The organism is Thermobifida fusca YX, from assembly GCF_000012405.1.
GTDB classification, from domain to species: Bacteria; Actinomycetota; Actinomycetes; order Streptosporangiales; family Streptosporangiaceae; genus Thermobifida; species Thermobifida fusca.
The window spans coordinates 3,547,725-3,565,756 of record NC_007333.1; the positions used below are offsets into that span (position 1 = coordinate 3,547,725).

14 protein-coding genes are annotated in these 18,032 nt (G+C 67.7%); 10 read left to right on the forward strand and 4 right to left on the reverse strand.

Features of this window, described 5'->3' with window-relative positions:
- Positions 1-197 precede the first annotated feature (197 nt).
- From TFU_RS15105 to TFU_RS15120, 4 genes are read left to right on the forward strand one after another with little or no spacing between them, the layout of a single operon-like run.
- The gene (locus tag TFU_RS15105; protein ID WP_011293450.1) at positions 198-875 is read left to right on the forward strand and encodes a helix-turn-helix domain-containing protein; all 678 of its coding nucleotides are present in this window, start codon (positions 198-200) and stop codon (positions 873-875) included.
- A complete protein-coding gene (locus TFU_RS15110) occupies positions 872-1,816 on the forward strand; it encodes a universal stress protein (protein WP_011293451.1) in 945 nt (314 codons plus the stop codon). Before TFU_RS15105 ends, TFU_RS15110 begins: the two co-directional genes overlap by 4 nt.
- Positions 1,817-1,852: 36 nt before the next feature.
- A complete protein-coding gene (locus TFU_RS15115; RefSeq protein ID WP_011293452.1) occupies positions 1,853-2,524 on the forward strand; it encodes a response regulator transcription factor in 672 nt (223 codons plus the stop codon).
- Positions 2,525-2,551: 27 nt separating this feature from the next.
- Positions 2,552-3,442, forward strand: a complete 891-nt coding sequence (locus tag TFU_RS15120; RefSeq protein WP_011293453.1) for a universal stress protein — start codon at positions 2,552-2,554, stop codon at positions 3,440-3,442.
- A 629-nt stretch (positions 3,443-4,071) separates the two neighbouring features.
- On the opposite strand, the gene TFU_RS16385 is transcribed toward TFU_RS15120, so the two are convergent.
- The 3 genes from TFU_RS16385 to TFU_RS15140 form a co-directional block, all read right to left on the reverse strand.
- Positions 4,072-4,359 (reverse strand): UTRA domain-containing protein, encoded by a 288-nt coding sequence (locus TFU_RS16385; RefSeq protein WP_370492231.1) that lies wholly within the window; start codon positions 4,357-4,359, stop codon positions 4,072-4,074.
- A 757-nt stretch (positions 4,360-5,116) separates the two neighbouring features.
- A complete protein-coding gene (locus tag TFU_RS15135; protein WP_011293457.1) occupies positions 5,117-7,834 on the reverse strand; it encodes a cation-translocating P-type ATPase in 2,718 nt (905 codons plus the stop codon).
- Between the two features lie 54 nt (positions 7,835-7,888).
- Positions 7,889-8,797 (reverse strand): universal stress protein, encoded by a 909-nt coding sequence (locus TFU_RS15140; RefSeq protein WP_370492233.1) that lies wholly within the window; start codon positions 8,795-8,797, stop codon positions 7,889-7,891.
- A 259-nt stretch (positions 8,798-9,056) separates the two neighbouring features.
- Between TFU_RS15140 and TFU_RS15145 the strand changes: the two genes are divergently transcribed.
- The 5 genes from TFU_RS15145 to TFU_RS15165 all read left to right on the forward strand — a co-directional run bounded on the left by TFU_RS15145 (position 9,057) and on the right by TFU_RS15165 (position 15,564).
- Positions 9,057-9,782 carry a CBS domain-containing protein gene (locus TFU_RS15145; RefSeq protein ID WP_011293459.1) on the forward strand — a complete coding sequence of 242 codons (726 nt, stop codon included), beginning with the start codon at positions 9,057-9,059 and terminating at the stop codon, positions 9,780-9,782.
- A gap of 132 nt (positions 9,783-9,914) precedes the next feature.
- Entirely contained in the window at positions 9,915-10,697 is a 783-nt protein-coding gene (locus TFU_RS15150) for an HAD family hydrolase (RefSeq protein WP_011293460.1), read from the forward strand.
- Positions 10,694-13,108, forward strand: a complete 2,415-nt coding sequence (locus TFU_RS15155; RefSeq protein WP_011293461.1) for a glycoside hydrolase family 65 protein — start codon at positions 10,694-10,696, stop codon at positions 13,106-13,108. Before TFU_RS15150 ends, TFU_RS15155 begins: the two co-directional genes overlap by 4 nt.
- An 81-nt stretch (positions 13,109-13,189) precedes the next feature.
- Positions 13,190-13,693 carry a universal stress protein gene (locus TFU_RS15160; protein WP_011293462.1) on the forward strand — a complete coding sequence of 168 codons (504 nt, stop codon included), beginning with the start codon at positions 13,190-13,192 and terminating at the stop codon, positions 13,691-13,693.
- A 152-nt stretch (positions 13,694-13,845) separates the two neighbouring features.
- The gene (locus TFU_RS15165) at positions 13,846-15,564 is read left to right on the forward strand and encodes a sensor histidine kinase (RefSeq protein WP_011293463.1); all 1,719 of its coding nucleotides are present in this window, start codon (positions 13,846-13,848) and stop codon (positions 15,562-15,564) included.
- Between the two features lie 163 nt (positions 15,565-15,727).
- Here the strand turns inward: TFU_RS15165 and TFU_RS15170 are convergent, their stop codons facing one another.
- A complete protein-coding gene (locus tag TFU_RS15170) occupies positions 15,728-16,567 on the reverse strand; it encodes a phosphatase PAP2 family protein (protein WP_016189432.1) in 840 nt (279 codons plus the stop codon).
- A gap of 655 nt (positions 16,568-17,222) precedes the next feature.
- Between TFU_RS15170 and TFU_RS15175 the strand changes: the two genes are divergently transcribed.
- The gene (locus tag TFU_RS15175; RefSeq protein WP_011293465.1) at positions 17,223-17,900 is read left to right on the forward strand and encodes a GntR family transcriptional regulator; all 678 of its coding nucleotides are present in this window, start codon (positions 17,223-17,225) and stop codon (positions 17,898-17,900) included.
- The last annotated feature ends 132 nt before the right edge of the window (positions 17,901-18,032 follow it).

Genomic DNA, 18,032 nt, shown 5'->3' on the forward strand with positions numbered 1-18,032 from the left:
AGTGCCCATCGGAGCGGACAATTCAGGACGTTCGTCCTTCCATTTCTCCTGGCTGGGGAACGTTAGGCGCCGAGGGAAGGGACTTCTGTCTCGGCCACTTGGCCCGAACGGCCCGCTACAGGTCTGAGCGCGCCGAGCATGATCAAGGGGAAAGGGGTTAGTCGCGCAGGTGAGGCACCAACAACTGGGAGGATGTCGTGAACATCAAGGACCAACGGGCCCGGGGTGATCTCGGACGTCGGGTTGCCTACCGCCGTGCCGAACTGGGCCTTTCCCAGGAGGAAGTGGCCGAACGCGCGGGCATGGCCGCAGGGTACATCGACTATCTGGAACGCAACCCGCCCAATCTGAGCCCGGGCGCGCTCTCCCGCCTCGCCGACGCGCTTCAGACCACCCCGGAAGCACTCCTCGGCATGGGCTTCGACGAACCCGAAGGAGCCCACGTCACCCGGGTTCCCAAACCCAAGCTCCAGGAGATCGACTCGCAGGAATGCATGGAGCTGATCAAAGCCGGCGGGGTGGGGCGTATCGCCTTCACCATGCCCGGTGAAGCCGCGCCGACTGTGCTTCCCGTCAACTTCCTCGTCCGCAACGAAACCATCATCTTCCGCACCTCAGGGCACGGAATCATCGCCGAACACGCGTCCAACCAGTACATCTCCTTCGAAGTCGACCGCTTGGACGGGATGACCAACGAAGGATGGAGCGTGCTGGTCGTGGGACTTGCCCGCCCAGTCCGCGACCCCGTCGAACTGGAGCGGCTGCGGAAGACCGCGCCGGTCCAGCCGTGGGCGGCCGGGGACCGGGACTTGTTCATCACCATCATCCCCAAGCAGGTCACCGGGCGGCGCATCGAGCACGAGTCGATGCCATGACCGCGCAACCGCAGTCTCTGCCGATCGTGGTGGGGGTGGACGGTTCAGCCAACGGGGACCGTGCCCTCGACTGGGCCGTCCGCCACGCGATCCGGGCGCAGCGGCCGCTGCGTATCGTGCACGTGCCCGAGCCGAGTCTGCTAGCCCGCCTGTTCCCTGCGCGCCGAAGAGCCGGCGAGCAGGCGGCCCGCCAACTCGCCCAAGAGCTCGTGGACTCCCGGGTGGCGCGCGCTCGCGCAGCCGACGCAGCCCTCGACGTCGTCGGGGAGGTGGTGTCGGGGCCGCGCGATGCCTGCTTGGAGCAGGAGAGCCGCCGGGCCGAGCTGATGGTGGTGGGCTCTCGCGGTCTCAGCGGAACCGTGGAGTCGCTGGTGACCGGGTCAGCCACGACTCGGCTCGTGCTCCGCGCCTCTTGCCCGGTGGTCGTGGTTCCGGAAGGAGCGTCCCGCACAAGCCTCTCCCGCGTGGTGGCGGGCACCGATGCCTCACAGCAGTCGCGTGCCGCTGTCGACCTGGCGTTCACCCTGTCCCGCACGTGGCAGGCCCGGTTGCGTGTCGTCTTGGCGTGGGATCCGTCAGCGTTCGCCTGGCTCACCGAAGAGGACCCCTCGTGGCCCGCCGAGCAGACCCCATCCCCCGAGCAGGCCCGCACCCGCATCTCCGGTTTTCTCACCGCTTTGCAGGACGAATACCCGGATGTGGCACTGGAGTGGGATGTCGTCCCGGGCGCAGCGATTCCGGTGCTGGTTGCCGAAAGTGACCAAGCGGACCTTCTCGTGGTGGGTTCGCACGGACGCGGGCACGGCATCATGGAAGTGCTTCAGGAATTGGGATCGGTGAGTTGCGGAGTGTTACGTTACGCGCGCTGCCCGGTGGCGGTCGTCCCCCAGCGGTGGACGAGCACATCCGCGAGTTCACCGGCTGCTGCGCACTCCGCGTGAAGGCAGGAGCAGGCCACACGAGGGAAGGACAAGCCGATGGCGGAAACCGCGGACCCCATCCGGGTCTTCCTCGTCGACGACCACGACGTGGTGCGCCGTGGCATCACCGCCTTTCTGGAGTCCGAAGGCGACATCGAAGTCGTCGGTGAAGCGGCGACCGCGGCCGACGCGATCGCCCGGATCCCCGCGGTGCGCCCAGATGTGGCAGTCCTCGACGTGCGGCTTCCCGACGGCAGTGGGGTGGAGGTCTGCCGCGAGGTCCGCTCCCGGCTCCCGGAGCTGGCCTGCTTGATGCTCACCTCCTACTCCGACGACGAAGCCCTCTACCAGGCGGTGATGGCGGGGGCCTCCGGGTATGTGCTCAAGCAGATCCACGGCTCGGACCTGGTGGGCGCAGTCCGCACAGTGGCGGGCGGCGGCTCCCTGCTGGACCCGCAGAGCACGGCCCGCATCATGGAACGCCTCCGCGAACGGGAACGACGCGAGGACCCGCTCGCCAAACTGACGGAACAGGAGCGCCGCATTTTCGAACTCATCGGTGAAGGGCTCACCAACCGGGAGATCGGCGAGCGCGTGTTCTTGGCGGAGAAGACGGTGAAAAACTACGTGTCCAGCATCCTCGCCAAGCTGGACATGCAGCGCCGCACCCAGGCTGCCGCCTATGCGGCCCAGTTGAAAGCGGAAGCGGCGCGCCGCCACATCGAGTAGCGCCCGCCGGTCCTTCGAAGGAGCACCATGTCCACACCCAGCAGCGGCCTGATCGTGGCGGCAGTCGACGAGTCGGAGGGGAGCCTCCGCGCACTCGACTGGGCGGCGCAGGAGGCGCGCCTGTGGGGCCGGAAGCTGCGGGTGGTGCACGTTGTCGACCATCCGTTCCGGAAGCGGGCGTCCCGCGACGCTGAAGGGGGGACCGCGGAAAGCCACGCCCGGCAGCTCGTACACGAGGCCGTGGAGCGGGTGCGGAAGCGGGAACCCGACGTCGAAGTGGATGCTTTGCACGTGGTGGGCGCCCCCGGTCCCACACTGGTCCAGCAGTCCGAGGGGGCGCACGTGATCGTGGCGGGGTCCCGCGGGCTTGCCGGGCTGCGCGCCGTCCTGCTCGGCTCGGTCGGCATCCAGCTTGCGGCGCTCGCGGAGTGTCCGGCGGTCATCGTGCCGGACCGCGAGGAGCGGACGCTGACGAACCGTGTCGTGGTGGGGGTGGACGGTTCCCCAGCGGCGTGGGCCGCGGCGGAACGGGCGTTCGCGGAGGCGGCGGCCCGACAGGCGACCGTGCGGACGGTTGCGGTAGCATCCCGTGCCTCCCACGGGGTGTTCGCCGCGCTGGAAACCCCTGACGCCGAGGGCACTCCGGAGCAGGGTGCAGCTTTGGCGGAGGCCCGCCGGTTCCTCTCCGAGTCGCTGGCCGGGCACCGGGAACGCTACCCGGACGTGCCCGTGGAAGAAGAAGTGGTCGTCGGGCATCCCGCCGAGGTACTGGTCACCGAGTCGCAGCACGCGGATCTAGTGGTGGTGGGGTCCCGGGGCCGCGGCGGTTTCACCGGCATGCTGCTGGGCTCGGTCAGTCAGACCGTGCTGACCCACGCGTGGTGCCCGGTCATGGTGGTGCACGCCGAGAAGCGTTGACCGGCAAAGGAATCCGGATTCCTGCCGGGGCAGTCTCGGGGCGACGAGGCGCCTTCCCCCGCAGCGCATGGGATGCTTCATTCTCGTCCCCAGGCGCGGGTGGTTGCGGATTCCATGTGACGGTGAACATGGACACCCGCGGGATGCATACCGAGCCCCGCACCCAGGGCACCCTCCCCCACGCGACCAAACCTGAGGACCTGCTGGCCGAGCACGAGCGTGGTTTGTATCTGGTGGAGCAGCTCGCCACCACATGGGGCACCCTCGCCCCGACACCACGGCGTCTACACCCACCTCACCTGGGACAACAGCCAGCCCTGAGGTCAATGAGGAAGCAGCTCTAGCACTTCCTTGCAATAGACGAAGGCTGTTCCCCGGACTTCGGATCCGGGGAACAGCCTCTCCTCCTTACGCCAAGAAATGCGACGCCTGAGCACATCCGCTTGCAGGGAGCCGGTTCCTGAGTCACCCGTCGAACGAGGAATCCCTGGGCAGGCATTGGTAAGGAATTCCTCGCCGACTGGTGTCCCTGTTCCAGAAAACCCCGTGAACCCCACCGGTCAGGAAACCTGGGAGAACACCTCGGTGATCACCACAAAAAGTCCTGGTGTCCACGCTTCACTGCGGGTCTAGAACTGGTCGGAGCCAGCAACCTGGCCGATAGTGAAGACATGGCGGGACGCAGCGCACACTGTCTCCAAAGCGTGGATCGGCACATCGTCGGTAGACACGCTCACCCGCAGGATCTGCACCACCCACTCGCCGGGCACCTCCAACAAGTCCGCCTCGTACAGAGTGAGCGGGCGCGCAACCAGCGTCTCCGTAGCGCGAGAAAACCGGTGTCCCAGCTCTTCGATCGCTGCTTGCAGGCTGGGGAGGACGAACCCGTCTTCGGCAAGCCGGGTGCCTTCTGCCACGTCGGTACGGACAAAACATTTTGCGGCGGGCGATGACATCGTCGCCGGGATCAATCCGCAGCCCGGCAGCAACATGCTCACTGGCGGGTTCCCGGCCGACATAGAGCATCTTCCGTTCCGCCGCCAGTCCTTGCTGTTCTGTCTCGGTCAAGCACAGGTTTTGAGAACCACGCACCCGCGGCGGTGTAGACAGGGCACGCTCCACCAAAACCCGCGGCTTGGGCCCGGTAGCCCCGCGACAGGGGGACGGTGTGCGTCCTTTTCCATTCCTGCTTTCTTCATCTGCGAAATCCGCCCCGGTGTCACCCCAAGCTGGCGAGCAATCTCCTCCTGCCGCATCCCGACCTGCTGGGCTTCGACAATCGCCTGGCAGCGAATCCGAGACAGTTCAATCGACTGTCCCTGCAGCGTTGCCATGGCGTTTGAGGCGGCGCGGGCCTGGTCAAGCGGATCGGGTAGAGCTGCGATGTCGTGCAGCGTCCTGACGTCCACGTTGATCATCCCCTGTCGGTTGTCCGCTCACGAATGTTCATCCCCCGTAAAAAGGCGGTAGGCGGACACGCGCACACCGCAACGCATTCGGCTGCTCAAAGAATGACAGGAATACTCACCAGCGGTCGATCATGGGCAGCGCGGATTTCGTCTCCGAGCTACTGCCAGCCTCCCCACCTGGTCCCTAGAAAAATCGGCCGACATTGTCGGTGACGACAAACCCGCGGCCGCCCGTGGCTACAGATCAGCGGCCAGCCGCACGCGGCTACTGCCGGGCCCCTGATGGCTCCCCGTGCCGCGCCCACGCGCGGCGCACCATCTTCTCCAGCTCAACCACCACCACGACACTGACCGCCACCGCAGCGATCCGCGCCCACGCGGCAGCGTCCAACGGCTCCACCCGCAGCAAAACCTGGGTCGGCGGGAAATACAACGCTGCCACGTGCAGCGCGAACGAGCCGGCCACGGCCACCACCAGGTAAGGGTTGTACCGCAGCGGCATCCCCAGCACCGACCGGGTGTCGGACCGGGCATTCCCCGCCTGGAACGCCATGAACACCACCATGGTCGTCAACGCCATCGTCTGCGCCGCCGTCAACGATGCGGTGCGCTGCCACTCCCACCAGAACATCGCGAGCGTGCCCGCTGCCATCACCACACCCGTCACCCCCACCCGCTGCCACAGCAGCCGCGAGAGAATGCCCTCGTGCACCGAGCGCGGCGGCCGCCGCAGCAGGCCCGGTTCGGCGCGTTCGAACACCAAAGCGATGTCCTGCACCCCGCTCGTCACCAGGTTCAGCCACAGCAACTGGGCGGGCACCATGAGCAGCGGCCACCCCAGCAGCGTGGACACGGTCAACGCCACCACCATGGCCGCGCCGATCGACACCAGGAAGAACACGGCGCGCCGAATGTTGTCGAACGTGACCCGCCCCTCCTCCACCGCGTGCACGATCGTGGTGAAGTTGTCGTCAGCCAACACAATCTCGGCTGCCTCCCGCGCTACATCGGTGCCTTCCTGGCCCATCGCCACACCCACCGATGCCGCTTTCAACGCGGGCGCATCATTGACCCCGTCCCCGGTCACCGCCACCACTTCGCCGTTGGCTTCCAACGCCCGCACCAGCCGCAGCTTGCCTTCCGGGGGAATCCTGGCGTAGACGTTCACCTGGGCGACCGCGGCCCGCAACTCCTCGTCGTCCAACCCCGCAATCTGCTGGTAGGTGAGCACCGGCGCATCCGGCTCGCAGATCCCCAGCTCTGCGGCGATCGCGCGGGCCGTGACCGCATGGTCCCCGGTGATCATCACCACCCGGACCCCTGCCTCGCGGCAGTCCTGAACCGCCTCCCGCACCCCGGGGCGCGGCGGATCCATGATGCCGACCAGGCCGAGCAGTACTAGCCCCGACGGGTCGTGCGGATCCACGGATGCGGCTCCCGGCTCGTACGGTCTGCTCACCGCCAAAGCCAGCAGCCGCAGCCCTTCCGCGGCCATCCGCTCCCCGGCCGCGTGCAGCTCCCCGGGCCGCAGCGCAGCGGGCTGCCACCGTCCCGCTTCCACCCGGCCCACTTGGGCGTCGCACATCTCCACCACCCGTTCCGGGGCTCCCTTGACGAACAAGACCTCCCGGTTCCCCCAGCGGCGGGCCGTCGCGGAAAAACGGCGGGCCGGTTCGAAATGCACCTCCGCGGTCTTCGGAAACCGCACATCCCGTGCCGTGTGCAGCAGTTCCGCGTCGTACGCGGCTTCCAGCAGCGCCACCTCGGTCGGATCCCCGGAAGCTTCCCTCCCCTCCTCGGAAGCCATCGTGGCCTCATTCGTCAACGCCCCGCACAGCACCAGCAGCACATACGGGTCGACCTGTTCGAGAGGCAGCTCCGTGATATTCCCCCAATAGGGGGTGACCGCTGCCGGGCCGGCCTCCCCGCCCGCCGGGCTCCACAACCGCCGCACCGTCATCCGGTTCTCGGTCAGCGTGCCCGTCTTATCCGAGCCGATCACCGTGGCGCTGCCCAGCGCTTCCACCGCGAGCATGCGGCGCACGATCGCGTTGCGGCGGGCCATGCGGGTCACCCCGACCGCCAAAGCCACCGTGAGCACGATCGGCAGCCCTTCGGGCACCGCGGCAACCGCGAGCGCCACCGCCACCAGCAGCAGCTCCATCGGGTCGCCGCCCCGCACCAAACCGATCGCCATGACCAGCAGCGCAGACACCAGGGTGGCGGCCACAATCACCCGGGACAGCCGCGTCATCCGCTCCTTGAGCGGAGTCGCCGTCTCCGGTTCGCTCTTCAACAGCCCAGCGATCGCGCCCAGCTCGGTGCGCCTACCGGTGGCGTACACCACCCCCATGCCGCGCCCGCTGACCACCATCGTCCCCGAAAACGCGACGCCGCTGCGGTCCCCCACCCCGGCGTCGGCGGCCGCCGTCGCCGTGGACTTCACCACCGGCTCCGACTCCCCGGTCAGCAGCGACTCGTCGACCTCCAGGGCGTGCGCCTCCACCAGGCGGATGTCAGCGGGGATACGGCTGCCGGACTCGATGAACACCACGTCCCCGGGCACGAGATCGGTGCTCTCCACCTCGCGGCGGCGGCCGTCCCGCACCACGCGGGCACGAGGCTGACTCAGATTCATCAGCGCCCGCACCGCCTGTTCGGCTTTGCGCTCCTGGACGAAACCGATACCCGCGTTCACCAGCAGCGCTGCCGCGATCACCGCGGCGTCCAGCCATTCACGGAGGACAACCGTGAGGAGCAAAGCGAACAGCAGGATCGCGATGACCGGGCTGGCGAACTGGCGGAGGAACACCGCCACGGCTGACGGAGGCGGGGCCTCCTCCAACCGGTTCGGCCCGTACTCGGCGAGACGACGACGCGCCTCCTCCTCGGTGAGCCCGTCCGGGGACGTCTCCAAGGCCGGGAATACTTCGTGGGCGGCCACAGTGTGCCACTGCCGGTCCACAACCGCTGGTCCAGTCATCCGGTTTTGTCCCTCCACGCCTGGAACAGGACCCGTCCCGCCGGTCTGCCCCGGTCATTGGACCGGCACAACCATGACCGGCCGGGACGCGTTATGCAGCAGACCGTGGGCGGCCCCGCCCAACGCCGGCCGGGTGATCCCCCGGCCGCCGCGCGCGCCCACCACGATGAGCCGGGCCGCGCGCCCGGCCTCGGCAAGCACCACCGACGGCTGGCCTTCCACTACGTCGCGGACCACGGTGACATCCGGGTAGCGTTCCTCCCACGGCCGCAGGGCCTCCGCCAGCTCCCGGGCGTGCGACCCCCGCACCTCGTCCGGGTCGTACAGCAGCGGCCGCATCTCCGGCGACGGCAGGATCGGCTCCGACCACGCGCGCACCGCACGCAGCCGTTTGCTGCTCGCAGCGGCGGCGGCGAACGCTTCCGCCAGCACAGGGGCGGCGCGGTGGTCTCCGCTCACCCCCACCACGACCTCGGTGTCACCCAGCGGCACCACCCCCGGCACTACCACGGTCGGCACCGGCGAATGCGCTGCCAGCCGGTAGGACACGGAACCGATCCGCAGCCCGGGGAACCCGCCGCGGCCCCGCAGGCCCACCACCACCATCGCCGCGTCCCGGGCCTTGCGGAGCAGAGCGGACACGGGCGAATCCACGATCACCGCGTCGTCGACCGCAAGCCCGGGAGCCACCTCCTGGGCGCGTTCCCGAGCAGCGCGAATCACGCTGGCCGCGTCCTCTTTGATCGCCTCCGGCGACCATCCGAACGCGGCCTCCGCCCGCGGCATCACATAGGCGTTCACCACGAGCAGTCGACAATGCCGCCGTGCGGCCTCATCAGCGGCCCAGGCAACCGCGTCCAACGCTTCCGCGGACCCGTCGACCCCGACCAGGATCGCTTTCTCCATGCCGACCTCCGGTTGCCGCCCTACTACCCCTCCCGCGACCGGTCCGCCTGCTTTCATCCTCACACCGTCCGGCCCGGCGGCACAGTCCCGAAAGTCGCGGACTCGACGGTCGTCCTCCCACGACATCCGCGACACCAAGGTCTGATCACCCAGGCCCTAAGGCACTACCGAAAAAGGTGTTGCGAGTCGCACAGTGGTGGGCAGAGGGCGATGGGAGCGGACTACCCGGTCCACGGCACGACATGCGCCTCAACAACGCACGGAAGGGCTGCCTTCCACCGGGGGGTGAGTCCGCGAAGTCCAAGGGAGTGAACAGATGGACAGCACCGTCGTCCGTGATGTCATGACAGCCGAACCACCATCGGTAGTCGCCTCCACCAGTTTCAAAACCATCGTCAGAACCCTCATCAACCACCGGGTCAGCGCACTGCCCGTCGTCGACGAAGCGGGCCGGGTTGTCGGCGTGGTGTCGGAGGGAGACCTCCTCCACAAAGAAGAGTTCATTGGCGGCGACGACTATTCACCGCCGCTGCGCGCCCGGCTCCGCGCCCGGATCAGTGGGGCGAGTGGGGCGGGCGGGGCCAACAGTGCGGAGAAAGCCGCTGCCAACCGCGCCGACCAGTTGATGTCGCACCCCGCGGTCACGGTCTCCCCTGGAACATCGGCGGCCCGGGCTGCCCGGGTGATGGAACGGCACGGGGTGAAACAACTGCCGGTGGTGACCGAAGGCGACTACCTGGTGGGCATGGTCACCCGCCGCGACCTGCTCATGGTGTTCCTGCGCAGCGATGAGGACCTTGCCAGAGAAGTCCACACCGAACTGGTGGCAGCCCTCCAGCCCGTGGGAGGAGAACCGCCTGCCCTGTCCGTGGACGACGGGATCGTCACCCTGTGGGGCACCGTGGAACGGCGCAGCCTCGCCCAAACCCTGGTGCGGCGGGCCAGCCACGTGGAAGGCGTGGTGGACGTCGTCAGCGAACTCGACTGGCGGGTCGACGACGTCGTCCCCGAGTACGTGCACTGGCGCGGCAGTTCCTGGTGAGTGGCGGCCGCACGCCCACCGTCCTCGCCCCGTGCCAGCCGTGTCGGCGTCACCCGGCGCTGCTGGAACACCGGAACGCGGCCTTCGCCGCAGCCGCCCCGAACCTTGTTCGAACGACGTGAAGGAAACACAGTGACGGTGCGCGACACAACCAGGCAGGTTCTTCCGCTCGACCGGATCACCGCGGTGCTCTTCGACATGGACGGGGTGATCACAGACACCGCGTCCGTGCATGCGGCCGCCTGGAAACGGACCTTCGACGAGTTCCTCCTCGACCTGTCCCGCAGTGGCGGGCCCCCGTTCCGGCCGTTCGACCTCATCGAGGACTACCGCCGCCATGTGGACGGCAAGGCACGGACCGCAGGCATCCGCGACTTTCTCGCCTCCCGCGGCCTCACCCTGCCTGACACCGCGCCACCCGACCGGCCCGAAACCATGACCGTGGCGACGCTGGGCGACCGCAAAGACCGCTACTTCAAGGACTACATCGACCAGTACGGCGTCACCGCCTACCCTGCCACGGTCCGGCTCATCCACCGCCTGCGGGAGCGGGGCATCCGCCTCGCCGTGGTCTCCGCGAGCCGCAACTGCGCCGCAGTGCTGCGCGCTGCCGGAATCAGCGACCTGTTCGACGTCCGGGTTGACGGGGTTGACGCGGCCCGGCTGCGTCTGCCCAGCAAACCCGACCCTGCCCTGTTCCTGGAAGCGGCCCGCCGGTTAGACGCCTCCCCCGCTACCACCGCGGTCGTCGAAGACTCCCTATCCGGGGTCGAAGCGGGCCGACGCGGCGGTTTTGCCCTGGTCATCGGGGTCGACCGGGCGCATCAGCGCGCCGCACTCTACGAGAAAGGGGCGCACATCGTCGTGTCCAGCTTGGCGAGCCTGGAACTCACTGGTGCGGAGGTATCGCCATGAACCCGTGGCTGCTGCGCTACGACGGTTTCGACCCTGCCACGGAAGGACTCCGGGAAGCGCTGTGCACCCTCGGCAACGGCGTGTTCGCCACCCGGGGCGCAGCCCCCGAATCCCGAGCCGACGGAGTGCACTATCCCGGCACCTACCTTGCCGGCTGCTACAACCGGCTCACCTCCATCGTCGCCGACCACGAAGTCACCAACGAAGACCTCGTCAACATCCCCAACTGGCTGCCGTTCACCTTCCGCGCCGCCGACGGGTCATGGCTCGGCGACGGCGCCGAGCTCACCGACCAGCAGCTCGAACTCGACATGCGGCGCGGAGTGCTGACCCGCACCGGAACCGTGGTCGACAAGGAAGGCCGCCGCACCCGGCTCGTCCAACGCCGCCTCGTCTCCATGGACGACCGGCACCTCGCCGCATTGGAAACCACCCTCATCCCAGAAAACTGGGCCGGGCCGCTCACTGTCCGAGTCGGCTTGGACGGGCGAGTCACCAACAGCGGGGTTGCCCGCTACCGGGACCTCAACAGCGACCACCTGCGCCCAGGCGGCACCGAGGGCGATGAAGCAGGCCGCATGTGGCTGCGCTGCCGGACCTCCACCTCCGACATCGAAATCGTCCTCGCGGCCCGCACCACGGTCACCACGGGACCAGCACCCCAGAAAACCCAGGTGACTTGCCAAGACGAACTAGTGGAACAGACCCTGGAGATTCCCGCAGCCCAAGGGGAACAGGTCACGGTGGAGAAGATCGTGGCCGTCTACTCTTCCCTCGACCACGCGGTCAGCAACCGCAGGGAAGCGGCCCGTGCCGCCGTCGAACACGCCGCCGACTTCACCGGCCTGCTCCACCGCCACGCCACCGCGTGGCGGCACCTGTGGCGCCGCTGCGACGTGACCATCAGCAACCCCGAGCACACCATGGTGCTCCACCTGCACCTGTTCCACATCCTGCAGACCCTGTCCCCCCACACCGCCGACCTCGACGTGGGCATGCCCGCGCGCGGCCTGCACGGGGAGGCCTACCGGGGGCACGTGTTCTGGGACGAACTCTTCGTCTTCCCCTTCCTCAACACCCGGTTCCCGCAGATCGCGCGCTCCCTGCTGCGCTACCGGTGGCGGCGCCTGCCCGCCGCGCGCGCTGCCGCCCGGGCCGCCGGCTACCGCGGCGCCATGTTCCCCTGGCAGAGCGGCATGGACGGCCGGGAGGAAACCCAGCGCCTGCACCTCAACCCGCGCTCCGGGCATTGGATTCCCGACGCCTCCCACCTGCAACGCCACGTGGGTCTCGCCATCGCCTACAACGTGTGGCAGCACTACCAGGTCACCGAGGACGTGGACTTCCTCCTCGACTTCGGGGCCGAACTGCTCGTGGACATCGCCCGGTTCTTCGCTTCGCTCGCCACATTCGACCGGTCCCAGAACCGGTATGTGATCCGCGGAGTCATGGGGCCGGACGAATACCACGAGGGCTACCCCGACCGGGACGAGCCCGGCCTCGACGACAACGCCTACACCAACATCATGGCCGTGTGGGTACTGCGGCGGGCCCTCGACGTCCTGCGGATCCTGCCCGACGGCAGCCGGGCTGAACTCATGGAACGCCTCGGCATGGGGCTCGACGAGCTAGCGCTGTTCGAAGACGTGCGCACCCGCATGCGCGTGCCCTTCCACGAAGGGGTCATCAGCCAGTTCGCGGGCTATGAGCACCTCGTCGAACTCGACTGGGAGCACTACCGGAACACGTACGGCGACATCCGCAGGCTCGACCGGATCCTGGAAGCAGAAGGGGACACCTGCGACCGGTACAAGGTGTCTAAACAAGCCGACGTGCTCATGCTCTTCTTCCTGCTGTCCCCGGACGAGTTCGCCGACATCCTCACCGACCTGGGCTACGAGTACGATCCCGGCCTCATCCCGCGCACCATCCACTACTACCTGGCCCGCACCTCCCACGGGTCGACGCTGAGCGCCGCCGTCCACGCCTGGGTCATGGCCCGCACCCGGCACACGGCCTCATGGCAGTTCTTCGTGGAAGCGCTGCGCTCCGACATCGCCGACGTGCAAGGCGGCACCACCGCGGAAGGCATCCATCTGGGGGCGATGGCGAGCACCGTCGACCTGGTCACCCGCTGCTACACCGGCTTGGAGATCCGCCACGGCGTGCTGCACCTCGACCCGGAGCTGCCCTCCGAGATCGACTCCCTCTCCTTCGTCCTGCCCTACCAAGGCCATTGGGGAATCCGGCTGTCGTTCCACCGCAACGAGGTGCGCATCAGCGTGCCGCCTTCCACCGCTCCCCCCGTTACCGTGCACGTGGCGGGGCAGACCGCGCGCGTGCCTGCCGGCTGCGACCACGTGTTCGTCCTGGGAGGCGGCGCTTCCCAGGACCAAGGTCCCCCGCTGTGACCCCCTTCTCCCGTAGACGGGTGTCACCCCGCCTGATTGGTTGGGTAGTGGGTGGGAAAACCGCACGCAGGGGGACTTCCGATGATTCCGACACAGCGGAAAAACCGGATCGTTGTGGGGTTCGACGGTTCGGCGATTTCCCTCGCTGCCCTCAAATGGGCGACTGAAGAAGCGCGTTCCCGAGACTCCGAACTGTGGGTCGTGCACGTCCTTGAAGAAGAACAAGTCACCTGGCCCAGCTACGCGGGCGCGCCTCCCTCCGCCGCAGAACGCCATTCCCGGCTCGTCCGGCACCTGCGCCGTGCCGTGCGCGAAGCGGAACGCCTATGGCCGCGTATTGTCCCGTTCGTGGTCGGCGGCAGCCTCGTCGCCCCCGCCCTGCTGCGCGCTGCAGCAGAAGCCGACCTGCTCGTCGTGGGCACCCCGGAACACCGCTCCCTGGACACTCCCACGCTCAGTTCCACGGCCGCGGCCTGCGTGCGTGAAGCCCGCTGCCCCGTCGTGATCGTCTCGCACGTGCCCGAACCGGCAGTGGGGGAGCGGAGCCCGCTCGCCCTCCTGCCCGCCACCCCCGTCGGATCCTGAACCACCGCCCGGCTGTCCTGTTCCGGGCGTCTTGTGAGGTCGCCAACCAATCGCTACCTCACGATCACTTTTCTGGGGGCATGCCTAGACTGGCCCCAAGGACGAAGAATCGTCTACCGCAACGGAGCGGACACCCACAGGTGAGGGCAGGCATGGCCGACGACACCCCCAACGGCGAGCGCGGCAGCGTGTTCGTCCCCCAGATGCGCCTGGACGAGCTGCTCAGTGAACTCCAGGTTCGGATCAACGCCGTCATGCTCGTCCGGGACCGTGTGCGTTCCCTCCTCGACGCGGTCGTCTCCATCGGCAGCGGCCTCGACCTGGAGAGCACGCTACGCCGCATCGTCTCCACCGCCATGGACCTGGTGGACGCCCGCTACGGGGCGATGGGGGTCATCGGCCCCGGGGGAGAACTGGAACAGTTCATCCCCCTCGGCATGAGCGACGAGGAGATCGCCGCCGTCGAACACTGGCCGGAAGGGCGCGGCCTGCTCGGCATCCTCATCAAAGAGCCGAAGACCCTGCGTCTGTCGTGCATCTCCGAGCACCCCGAGTCTGCGGGCTTCCCCCCAGGACACCCCCCGATGCGCACCTTCCTCGGTGTGCCGATCCGGGTGCGCAACGAAGTGTTCGGCAACCTCTACCTGACGGAGAAGCGGAACAACGCGGTCTTCGACGAGGAAGACGAGGCGATCGTCACCGCCCTCGCCACTGCGGCCGGGATCGCGATCGAAAACGCCCGCCTGTACGAGGAGACACGCCGCCGCGAAACCTGGCTGGACGCCTCCGACGAGATCACTACGCGCCTGCTCTCCGGAACCGCGCCCCGCGAAGTCCTGCACCTGGTCGCTAAGAAAGCCCGGCACATGGCCGACGCCGACCTCGTCGCCATCGCCACCCCCGACCGGGACGAGGAAGAGCTCGTGGTACGGATCGCCGACGGCCCGGACGCGTCCGTGGTCCGCGGCCGCTCCACCCCGGTGGAAGGATCGCTGACCGGGCGTGCCTTCCGTGGCGCGGACCCGATCATCACCGAACTGGCCCGCGAGTCCGCTACCTCCCCGACCCTGTTGCACGGGCTCGACATCGGCCCGGTAGTGCTGGTGCCGTTCGGTGCCCCCGACTCCCGCCGGGGAGTGCTGATCCTCGGCAAACGTGCCGGACGCCTCCCCTTCCCGATGCCGACTGTGCAGATGCTGCACGCGTTCGCCGGGCACGCCGCGGTCACCTTGGAGCTGGCTGAGGCGCGCCGCCACGCGGAACGGCTCATCGTCCTGGAAGACCGCGACCGTATCGCCAAGGACCTGCACGATGTGGTGATCCAACGGCTGTTTGCGATCGCGATGTCGCTGATGAGCTCGGTGCGGCGGATCGAAGACGACACGGTGGCGCAGCGGATCCAGCAGGCTGTCGACGACCTCGACGACACGATCCGCCAGATCCGCTCCACGATCTTCGCGTTGCAGCACAACACGGAAGGGGGCCCGGCCTGGCTGCGGAGCCGGATTCTCGACGTGGTCGGTGCCGCCACCGAGTCGCTGGGCTTCTCCCCCGGGGTGCGGCTGGACGGCCCCATTGACAGCGCGGTGCCGGACTCTATCGCCGAGCATGTGCTCGCCGTGCTGCGGGAAGCCCTGTCCAATGTCGCCCGGCACGCCCGCGCCTCCCAGGCCGACATCGTCGTGCAGGTGGACTCGCACGTGACCCTGACCGTCACCGACGACGGGGTGGGGCTTCCCGAGCAGGGGCGCCGTAGCGGGCTACGGAACCTCGCGGAACGCGCCGAATCCCTAGGCGGTTCCTTCGAAGCGGCGCGTCGCCCTGAAGGGGGCACCATGCTGCGCTGGCAGGTGCCGCTGCCGCGGGAGTAACCCCGCTGCTCCGGGGCTGGTGCGCCGCGGTCTTCTCGAGTACAGGCCGGATTTGTCCGCCGGTTCCCGGACTGATTCCGCGTTCCTGCCACGCCGAGCAGCGTGGCAGAATTGACCGTGAAACGCCCCGTTCCACGGGAAACCAGGAAGTCTCCGCGCGTATTCAGCGGGGATGATCAGGGGGTCGTTCCCAGTCGTCGGCTGTGGTCCGCCGGTCGGGACCGCGAGGGAGCTGCCGGCCGGAGCCCGCTTCGTCCATTCTCCGGAACAGAAACGGCCAGGACCGGCCGTGGAACGGCCACCACTGCGCCGTGCGCCCTTCGGGGATCATTTCGTCCAGCTTGATGGTCAGCCGCAGCGCGAAAGCGCCGGCGACCATGCCGGTCGCCAGGTCACTGAACCAGTGGAAGTGCAGGTAGATCGAGACCACGGCTTGCAGGAACGCGATTCCTGCAATGCAGTAGGCCAACCGGGGCACGATATGCGGCCGTACCGCCCGGTAGCGCACGATGAGGAACAGCACGAGGCCGTAGATGAGAATGGCGTTCGCCCCGTGCCCCGACGGGAACGAGACACCGCCCTCCGTGAAGAAAGAGGGGTCGTTGGTGCGCGGGTGTGACCGGCCCAGGATGAGCTTCATGCTCGCAACCAGGCAGATCATCCCGAATACGCCGCCGGTTCCGAGCACAATGGGCCGCCAGGAGCGGTGCCAGTACGCCAAGTGCAGGGCGACTACTGCCAAAACTGGTAGGGCCACGGCTCGCGAAGCGACCGTGTCAGGCCATAAGATGAGAAACGTCCTGATCTCATCTTCGAACGGGCGCGGCAGCGTGTTGATCATGACGTCGATCGGCTGGAGTGCGCCCGCAGACAGGACTGTCAACGTGACCAGGACCACAGCCAACAGAATCGCGGTCTTGTCCGACGCAAGCCCCCAGGCGATCTCGCTCGCACTGGGCCATTCCACGACCTCGGACCGTCTCGGCTCCGTCGGGCGGGTCATCACCCTCCCCTCTTGGGGACCGTGGTCGACGCTATGTCGCTTGGGGACAGATACGGGCCTTCCGTCGGGGTAGTGCGGTCTTGGTCGGATCCGCGATGTATGCATCATGTGCTCAGTGCTCTCTCCCAGGTGTGGGCTAGCCTGCGGCACGGTTGGACAAGGGGATAGCTGGCTACTGAAGGTCCTCAGGGTCGCAGGGATGCGTCCACGCCCTTCACTCGTGGACGCATGGACCGGTTGGGGGAACCGGCCACTTGACGGCTGTCCTGTCCAGTGCCGCCACCGACGGATGCGGGGGGCACAACTGTCGGCAGCGCACCGGCATGGCCGCTTTCGACGCGGGGTTCCGCCCCGAAAGCGGCCGGTGATCAGAACATGTCCGACAGATGAGCATACCTGGCGACTCTGTCAAGAGACTCTGATACCCATTGGCTACGATCGCTCCTACCTCGTGTTTTCATGTCCGGCAGGGTTCTGCTGGGGCACTGTTCACGGGGCCGAGACCCAGGTGTGAGCGTTTCGTGAAGCAACAGCGCCCCAAGGCACGCATTCGGCGGGCCGCGGGGGTATGCGGGAGGCGACCGAAATTCGATATGGCACGCTTGATCAGCCCGCCCGGCCGTCGTCTACACAGCAAAGCAGAGAAAGGCCGTCGATGGTCGAACTTTCCCAGAAACCGGGGGACGCCTCCCGTCTGGATCGCAATCCGCTCCGCGAACAGATCCGCCGCGTCCTAGTCGACGGCTTGCTCTCCGGCCGGTGGAAGCCGGGAGAGCGGATTGTGGAGCGCCGGGTGGCAGCCGAGCTCAACGTGAGCCAGGCCCCGGTCCGTGAAGCCCTGCGCGAACTCGAAGCACTGCGGTTGATCGAATCAGTGCCCAACAAGGGCGCCCGGGTCCGAGACTTCGGCGTCGCGGACATGGCCGAGATCTATCCGGTGCGTGCCGGACTGGAACTGGTCGCGGCCCGCCTCGCCGCTCCCCGCCTCGCGGAAGACATCCGGCCACTGGAACGCGAAGTGGAAGCGCTGCGCGAAGCCACCGCCGCGGGAGACGTGGACGGACAGATCAAACACAGCGTCGAATTCCACCGCGAAATCGTGCGCGCCGCCCACAACAGTGTGCTGCTGCACACCTGGGAATCGCTGGGCGTGGAAGTGTGGACCGCGCTTTCTGTGCGCTGGCTCAACATGGAGCTCCATGCCAAGGTCGCCGACCACTGGGCGATCACCCAGGCGTTCCGCAACCGGGACCCCCACGTCGGCCAGATGCTCAGCGACCACGTGCTCAACTACGTCGAGGCGGCACTGCGCTCCCGCGACTCCGTGAGTTGACTCGCTCCTCCCCGGAGCTCTTCTCCGCTATCTGCGAAAACAGAGGATTGCCCGTAAAGTCGTATTGATCGATCATCGATCGATACCTAAAGTGGACGCGACATAGATCACATCAGCCACAAGAAAGACGGA

Coding starts and splice junctions, on each gene's coding strand:
- TFU_RS15115 (WP_011293452.1), top strand. CDS start 1,853: ATGGCGGAAACCGCGGACCCCATCCGGGTCTTCCTCGTCGACGACCAC.
- TFU_RS15165 (WP_011293463.1), top strand. CDS start 13,846: ATGGCCGACGACACCCCCAACGGCGAGCGCGGCAGCGTGTTCGTCCCC.
- TFU_RS15140 (WP_370492233.1), bottom strand. CDS start 8,797: ATGAAAGCAGGCGGACCGGTCGCGGGAGGGGTAGTAGGGCGGCAACCG.
- TFU_RS15145 (WP_011293459.1), top strand. CDS start 9,057: ATGGACAGCACCGTCGTCCGTGATGTCATGACAGCCGAACCACCATCG.
- TFU_RS15135 (WP_011293457.1), bottom strand. CDS start 7,834: ATGACTGGACCAGCGGTTGTGGACCGGCAGTGGCACACTGTGGCCGCC.
- TFU_RS15110 (WP_011293451.1), top strand. CDS start 872: ATGACCGCGCAACCGCAGTCTCTGCCGATCGTGGTGGGGGTGGACGGT.
- TFU_RS15160 (WP_011293462.1), top strand. CDS start 13,190: ATGATTCCGACACAGCGGAAAAACCGGATCGTTGTGGGGTTCGACGGT.
- TFU_RS15120 (WP_011293453.1), top strand. CDS start 2,552: ATGTCCACACCCAGCAGCGGCCTGATCGTGGCGGCAGTCGACGAGTCG.
- TFU_RS15170 (WP_016189432.1), bottom strand. CDS start 16,567: ATGACCCGCCCGACGGAGCCGAGACGGTCCGAGGTCGTGGAATGGCCC.
- TFU_RS15175 (WP_011293465.1), top strand. CDS start 17,223: ATGGTCGAACTTTCCCAGAAACCGGGGGACGCCTCCCGTCTGGATCGC.
- TFU_RS15155 (WP_011293461.1), top strand. CDS start 10,694: ATGAACCCGTGGCTGCTGCGCTACGACGGTTTCGACCCTGCCACGGAA.